The sequence below is a fragment of the bacterium genome (assembly GCA_022616075.1).
Lineage (GTDB): Bacteria > Acidobacteriota > HRBIN11 > JAKEFK01 > JAKEFK01 > JAKEFK01.
The window spans coordinates 1-7,591 of sequence record JAKEFK010000319.1; the positions used below are offsets into that span (position 1 = coordinate 1).

General features: G+C 47.0%; 4 protein-coding genes and 2 riboswitches. All 4 genes read left to right on the forward strand.

The window, feature by feature from the left end; translation table 11 throughout:
- The first annotated feature begins 114 nt into the window (after positions 1-114).
- The 4 genes from L0156_25290 (at position 115) to cobN (ending at position 7,587) form a co-directional block, all read left to right on the forward strand.
- On the forward strand, positions 115-906 hold the full coding sequence (locus L0156_25290; GenBank protein MCI0606315.1) for an iron ABC transporter permease: 792 nt from the start codon (positions 115-117) through the stop codon (positions 904-906).
- Positions 906-1,040, forward strand: a riboswitch (cobalamin riboswitch). (Overlaps the previous gene by 1 nt.)
- Before the next feature lie 42 nt (positions 1,041-1,082).
- Positions 1,083-1,268, forward strand: a riboswitch (cobalamin riboswitch).
- A gap of 102 nt (positions 1,269-1,370) precedes the next feature.
- Positions 1,371-2,846 (forward strand): cobyric acid synthase, encoded by a 1,476-nt coding sequence (locus L0156_25295; GenBank protein ID MCI0606316.1) that lies wholly within the window; start codon positions 1,371-1,373, stop codon positions 2,844-2,846.
- Positions 2,843-3,697, forward strand: coding sequence for a sugar phosphate isomerase/epimerase (locus L0156_25300; protein MCI0606317.1), 855 nt, complete (start codon positions 2,843-2,845; stop codon positions 3,695-3,697). Before L0156_25295 ends, L0156_25300 begins: the two co-directional genes overlap by 4 nt.
- A 68-nt stretch (positions 3,698-3,765) precedes the next feature.
- The gene (gene cobN, locus L0156_25305) at positions 3,766-7,587 is read left to right on the forward strand and encodes a cobaltochelatase subunit CobN (protein ID MCI0606318.1); all 3,822 of its coding nucleotides are present in this window, start codon (positions 3,766-3,768) and stop codon (positions 7,585-7,587) included.
- Positions 7,588-7,591: the final 4 nt, after the last annotated feature.

The following is a 7,591-nucleotide window of genomic DNA, read 5'->3' on the forward strand; positions in this document are numbered from 1 at the left end:
TGAAACAGAATAATTTTCCAAACAGCATAGAATGGTATCTTTACTGGTCCAATCACAACCGCGACTATCACGGAAGCCAAAAGCAAGATTGCAAGAAGAATCTTAGGTGTGGTTATGCAGACAGTCGTTCGGAATCGTCTTGCCGACCCTTTCATCCTGGGCGTTTCATCGGGTGCATCGGTAGGTGCGGTGACAATTCTTTTATTTAGCGTATTCAGTTTTGCAGGAATTTATGCGGTTTCCTTCGGCGCATTTTTAGGCTCGCTCGTGGCTTTTGTTTTTGTATATCTCCTTGCATATATACACGGGCGGGTAGAGACAATGCGATTGATCCTGGCGGGACTCGGTGTTTCGTACTTTTGTTCAGGAATCACCAGCTTCATCATTTTGACTTCTCACAATCAACAGTTGGCTCGTTCTGTTTTGGCATGGCTGCTTGGAAGCCTTTCAGGTGCACGATGGATTGAAGTGAGTTTGCTCACTACTGTCATGCTTGCCGCAATAATATATCTGCTTCTACAATCGCGTGCTCTAAATGCCTTGAGTCTCGGTGAAGAATCCGCAACTATTCTGGGTGTCAATACTCAACGTTTCCGCCGTGAACTATTCGTTGTAATCTCTCTTGCGGCGGGTGTAATTGTTGCTGTGAGTGGTACGATCGCTTTTGTTGGATTGATGATTCCACACGCAGTGCGACTTATTGTTGGAAGCGATCACAGACTTGTGTTGCCGGTTTCACTACTCATCGGCGCCATCTTTTTAATTTGGATCGATCTGTTCGCGCGTATTCTCTTTCATCCGGTAGAACTCCCTGTTGGTGTCATTACATCCGCACTCGGCGGTCCATTCTTCTTATGGTTGCTGAGTACTCCGATAGGATTGAAAAGGCGCGAAACGCATATCTAATATCTTGACGCACATTCTTTAAATTGTTAGAATCTGAACTTCGGGAAAACGGTGGGAATCCGTTACTGCCCCGCAACTGTATTTTCGCTGAGAGGCGAATGAGTCAGGAACCGGAAAGGGTTCGCAATAGCGAATCGCCTTCGCGGGAAGGAGTAACCACTCCAAGATTTTCCCGCGTTGTTTGTTCTTTCTGTAATCAACTTGGTGTTTTGCTTGAAGGGAAAACGGTGTAAATCCGTTGCAGCCCCGCTACTGTAAGCGAAACGAAATTTGCAGAATGTCACTGTTCGCATGGCGAATGGGAAGGCGCAAAGAGTAGGCCGTCGCAAGTCAGGAAACCTTTAGTAAGACTGAGCCGCCCCCTTCCGATGGGGAAAGGAGGTTTCTGTGCGGCACTCGGTTTTTCATTCCTTTTTTTCGTCACTCGCCATATCACTCTTAATCCAGCGCGCCGGAGGCTCTTTTTGTCTGCCAAAACTTTGATGATTCAAGGAACCGCATCGGGTGTTGGAAAGAGTGTAATCGTCGCTGCACTTTGCCGAATCCTGGTTGAAGAAGGTTATAAAGTTGCCCCATTTAAGGCGCAAAACATGGCGCTCAATTCCTTTGTTACTCCGGAAGGCGGTGAGATTGGCAGAGCGCAGGCTGCGCAGGCGCAAGCATGCCAAATTGATGCTCACGTAGACATGAATCCGATCTTGATGAAGCCATTCAAAGACACTCAGGCGCAAATCATTTTACTTGGCCGGGCAGTAAAAAATATGACTATCGGCGAATATGCGGCTTACAAAAAAATCATCTTTCCTGAAATTGTTGGAGCTTTGCGAAGGTTACAGGATCGGTTCGATGTTGTGGTGATTGAGGGCGCAGGTAGTCCTGCCGAAATCAACTTGAAGCATCAAGACATTGTGAACATGAAAATTGCTGAAGTTGCAGGGTCGCCGGTCATTCTGGTGGGAGATATCGATCGAGGCGGGGTTTTTGCGTCCTTTGTAGGGACTTTGGAACTACTCGAACCGCAAGAACGCGACAGAATTGCGGCTTTTCTAATCAATAAATTTCGTGGTGACAGATCGCTGTTAAACAGCGGTATCGAGTTCCTCGCGAATCGCACGGGTAAACCTACGCTCGGAATTATTTCCCACTATCCCGAAATGGCATTGCCAGAAGAAGACGGACTTCATCGTCGAAGCAAAACGTCAACAGTTGAAGATCCGATCCGAATCCGGGTTGTGTTACTGAAGCATTTATCGAATTTTACAGATTTCGATGCCTTAATGCTCGAACCAGATGTGGATCTCCGCTTTGTGAGTTCTTCATCAGAATGCATGGACGCCGATCTGGTTATCCTGCCAGGAAGTAAAAACACGGTTGCGGATTTGCTGGACATCCGACACCGCGGATTCTTCAGTCTGCTGCGATCCGCTCAACGGAAATTCAATGTTCTCGGAATTTGTGCGGGATTCCAAATGCTTGGAGAACGTATTCTGGATCCCCATCTCGTGGAGTCTTCTTATCAGAACACAAGTGCGATTGGCATCATTCCAAGCGAGACAAATTTTGAACGCGACAAAAGGACCGTACAAGTCACAGGAACGACTGCTGATCACATAGCCAAGATTACCGGATACCAAATTCATCACGGCCGAACTACATGTAAACTTTCCCAACCATGGTTTGCCATTCAATCGAATGGAGTTTCAGTGCCAGAAGGTTATGCGGATGATTGCAGTGGAATTTACGGCACATCGATTCATGGAATCTTTGATGAACCTGAATTCCGCCGCCACTTTCTCAATCAAATCCGAAAAAACAGAAGCCTGAGCCCTTTACCTGCTCAAAGACAGGATCAAGATTGGCCCTTTCAACAATGGGCCAATTTCGTAAGAGATCAGATCGACATGAAGCTCCTGATGGGCATTCTGGAGCCACGAAAATGAAACTAACTATTGAGCAGATGGCGGGACTTTTGAAGCCGTTTAAAGACCTGAAAAGCCATTTCCCATTTCGTCTTGGCTGCACTTCCTATATATATCCTGGTCAAATTCTTCCTAATGTGGAGTTGCTTGGCGATTTTTTTGATGAAATACAAATTCCTCTTTTTGAAGGTCTAAGGTATTCCAATCTTCCGGATCCTTCCGTTGTGGATCACTTAAAACGTCTGGCTTCGGAAAAAAATATCCGCTATTCCGTTCACCTTCCACTCGATGCCTATACAGGCCACGATGATGAAACGATCCGCAGAGAATCAGTTCGTATGATCGAGCACATTTATCGAATTGGCCGCTCATTCGATTGTGAAAACTTTGTTTTTCATTATGTAAACAAAACTCCTGATGGAAAAATTTGTGCGGATATTAGGAAATGGCGCGATCAACTGCGTAAATCGACAGAAGAATTGCTTTCGATGGGTATCGTTCCCGGATCGTTATGTGTAGAAAATCTTGCTTATCCGTTCTCATTAGTCACAGATCTCGTCGACACTTACGGTCTATCAAAGTGCATTGATATTGGCCACCTACGCGTAAACAGTCATCCTGTGAACACTCATTTGAAAAGACACATGGCAAAGACAAAAGTCATTCATCTTCATGGCTTGAAGCGTGGAGTGGATCACAATGGCCTATCCAGAAAAGACCGGCTTAGCATTCGGAAATTATTTAGAAGAATTGAGGAGTTTGCATACCGCGAGACTATCATCCTCGAAGTGTTTCAATTCGATCATCTGCTGGAGAGTCTGAATACATTTCGGTATTGCTGGAATAGGTGGCAAAGGCAGAAATTGCATTAATTAACCATGGCGCACGAAATGGACAAAGCCGTAATGCTCATGGAACGTTTTGTAAGTGAGATTGAACAATGATCATTTTCATTTCCCCAGCAGCCACCGAAAGATTAATGGTTGCAACTGCATCAAAAGCCTTGCCGGCTGACTTTCCATCCGTTCGGGTTTTCGATAGCGCAACGTTGCAAACCGATGAACAGATCGATGCATTCCTGAAGGATAATGCCAGCGACGCTGGCATCTTGATTGTTCGCGTTCTCGGAGGCAAAAGCTACTTCGAGCGTGGGTTTACAAGGCTTCAGCAATTCTGCCGCTTGAATGAACGCAAACTGATCGCATTGCCTGGCGATTTGAACCCTGATGCCGAGCTCAATGCAATTTCAAATGTTTCGACCGAACATTCAGTTGCGGCGTTTCAATATCTGGCTGCCGGCGGGATTGAGAATTACAAGAACCTGCTCCTTCACATTGCAGACACTCACCTGGCCACTGCATTTGGTTTTGAACCTCCATCGCAAATGCCCGATGCAGGTCTGTATCATCCTGAGGCTGAAAATCGTTTCGCTTGTTCGACACTATCGCTGAAAGAGTTTGCCGGGTTGTATTGGCGGGAATCGGTTCCCGCGATCGGAATTCTTTTTTATCGCGCGTATTGGCAAAGCGGTGATCTTGCCATCATCGATTCGCTCATCCGCCAGATTGAAGTAACCGGATACAATGCTTTGCCTGTTTTTTGTTATAGCTTGCGCGATGAAGCAGCGAAGGATGTTACCGCAAACATCTTTTCAAAATACTTTGTGTCCGATTCAAAGCCAACGGTAGATTGTGTAATCAGTTTGTTTAGTTACGCAGTCGCCGATCTCTTGCAGGAAGAGCGAACAACGACGGCATGCGGGGAAATGTTCGAATCGGTAGTCGCACTCGGAATTCCTTTCGTGCAAGCGATCACGACTTCACTCACAGTGGAGGAATGGGAACAAAGCGCTTCTGGATTGCCTCCATGGGATGCGGCAACCAAAGTCGTTCTTCCGGAGTTTGATGGAAGGATTATTGGTCCACTCGTTGGATTCCGTCAACAGCGAAATATGCATGATGACAAATCCCGGGACGACTCACATTTGCGATCCGAATCGATGGATGACCGAATCAAGGCATGCGTGAACCTTGCAGTGCGTTACTCGATTTTGCACCGCAAACCAAACTCAGAAAAACGGGTGGCTGTCGTTCTGACGAATTTTGCAAACAGGCACGGAAGGATTGGAAGCGCAGTCGGTTTGGACACTCCCGCATCGGTCGTTCATTTATTAAAAAACTTACAGAATCAAGGATACACAGTTACAAACATTCCTGAGAATGGAAATGCGCTGATGGAGGAATTGATCGAATGCGGTGGCTACGACACACAATTTCTCACCGAAGATCAAATCCGTTTTTCAAACGCACGATACACAGCGGGCAAATATGCCGGCTGGTTTTCGGATTTTCCGGAAACCAGTCAAACGATGATGGTGAAAGAATGGGGGCCTCCCCCGGGCTCATTCTATCGGCATGGTGATTCGATTTATGTTGCCGGAAAACAATATGGAAATGTTTTTGTGATGATCCAGCCTCCCCGTGGTTTTGGAGAAAATCCATTAGCTGTGTATCACAGCGGCGATCTTGTTCCGACTCATCATTATCTCGGTGTTTACCGCTGGCTGCGCGATGTTTTTCGCGCGGACGCAATCGTTCAATGTGGCAAACATGGAACTCTGGAATGGTTGCCAGGTAAAGCTCTCGGACTTTCCGCCGGCTGCTATCCCGAACTAGCAATCGGTGATGTGCCTGTGTTTTATCCGTTTATTGTGAATGATCCCGGAGAAGGAGCACAGGCAAAACGAAGAATGCATGCGTGCATTATTGATCATCTGATTCCGCCGATGGCCAAAGCGGAAACGTATGATGAACTGGCGCGGTTGCAACAACTGCTTGGGACCTACGCAAATGCTGAGCGAACCGATCCTGAAAAAGCGCCGCTCATCCAGCAAGAAATTTGGAATGCTGTAGTGGCAGCAAATCTGCACCAGGATTTAGGTGTCGATGCAAAACCGAATCATGAAAAGTATGGTGAATTTATTCAGCACATCGATGGATATCTCTGTGAAATCGGCGATTTGCAAATTCGCGATGGTCTTCACACTCTGGGGCAATTGCCGCAGGGCGAGCAGTTCATCAATCTTGCACTTGCGCTAATTCGATTGGACTCAACAGGATTCACCGGCATCCGCAACGCAATCGCAAAGGATTTAAACTTCAATTCCGAAACGATCAACGATTCGCAGCTATTTGGGTGCGAATACACCGATCCTCTGCTCCCCCAATTCGTTAGGCTATGTGACCGGAGACCTGCACGGACTCATGGCGATATTGTGAACCGCATCGATGATATTGCCAGGAAACTCGTAACGCACTTGGCGGAATTACATTTCGACAAAACAGTGTTAAATTCCGCTTTGCGATTTCTTGATTTCCCTCCAAATGGCAAAACTGGGCAGACGTTAGAGTTTTTGATTGAAAACATTATTCCGAAGTTAAATCGCACGGATGACGAAATTACAAATTTGCTGTCAGGGTTAGAAGGTCGTTCGGTTCCTCCCGGGCCAAGCGGCGCGCCAACACGCGGAATGATCAACGTTCTGCCAACCGGACGCAACTTTTATTCAGTGGATGCTCGCGCAATTCCGTCACCGTTCGCATGGCAAGTCGGACAGCGTCTTGGAAATGATTTGTTGCAGCAATATTTGGATCGCAATGGAAATTATCCGGAATCAATCGGTCTCACAATTTGGGGCACATCGAACATGCGAACACAAGGGGATGACATTGCAGAAGCGTTATGGCTGATGGGGATGCGTCCTGTCTGGCAAACAGAAAATAACAGAATGACCGGACTTGAAGTGATTTCGTTAGAAGAACTGAAGCGCCCGAGGATCGACGTGATTGTGCGGATGTCCGGTTTCTTTCGCGATGCATTTCCTGGAATTGTCAAACTGCTGGATCACGCTGTAAATGTTGTTGCGGAATTGGATGAACCGGAACATCAGAATTTTATGCGCAAGCACATTCAATTTGATGAGTCGGAACTGAGCCACAGCGGTGTTGCGATGGCAAAAGAAAAATCCCGCTATCGTTTGTTTTCAAATAAGCCGGGATCTTATGGCACAGGGATTTTAAAGGCGATTAGTGAATCGAATTGGGAGACAAGTAACGATCTCGCTCGCATTTATCTGGAATGGGGCGGCTATGCGTATACAAACAGTTTATATGGTGAACCGGCTCAGGAAGAATTCCAACGAAGACTGAAAGCGACCGATATTGCGGTGCAAAACAAGGACAACTATGAGCACGACATTTTCGACAGCGATGACTATATGCAATTTCATGGCGGCATGATTGCTGCGATCCGTTCACTTGCCGGGCACGAACCGATGGCTGTGTTGGGAGATTCCGGCGATCCGCAAGTTGCGCGAAACCGCGATCTGCATGAAGAGGCCCGCCGAATTTTTCGCGCGCGTGTTGCAAATCCGAAATGGTTGCGTGCTATGCAAAGGCATGGATACAAAGGCGCATTGGAAATGGCCGCAACCGTGGATTACCTGTTTGGCTACGATGCAACCGCGCAAGTTGTCGATGATTGGATGTATCAACAGGTCGCTGAAAAATACGTACTCGATGGAACGAGCAGAGCATTTTGCGAATCAAACAATCCATGGGCGCTTCGCGAAATGACCGGACGCCTCTTAGAAGCCGCCGGCCGTGGAATGTGGAGTGCCCCGGATGTGGAAACGTTAAACCGATTGAAAAAAGTGTTTCTCAACAGTGAAGCAGTTTTGGAACAGAAAGGAGAACGTGGATGATCAA

Coding starts and splice junctions, on each gene's coding strand:
- L0156_25290 (MCI0606315.1), top strand. CDS start 115: ATGCAGACAGTCGTTCGGAATCGTCTTGCCGACCCTTTCATCCTGGGC.
- L0156_25300 (MCI0606317.1), top strand. CDS start 2,843: ATGAAACTAACTATTGAGCAGATGGCGGGACTTTTGAAGCCGTTTAAA.
- cobN (MCI0606318.1), top strand. CDS start 3,766: ATGATCATTTTCATTTCCCCAGCAGCCACCGAAAGATTAATGGTTGCA.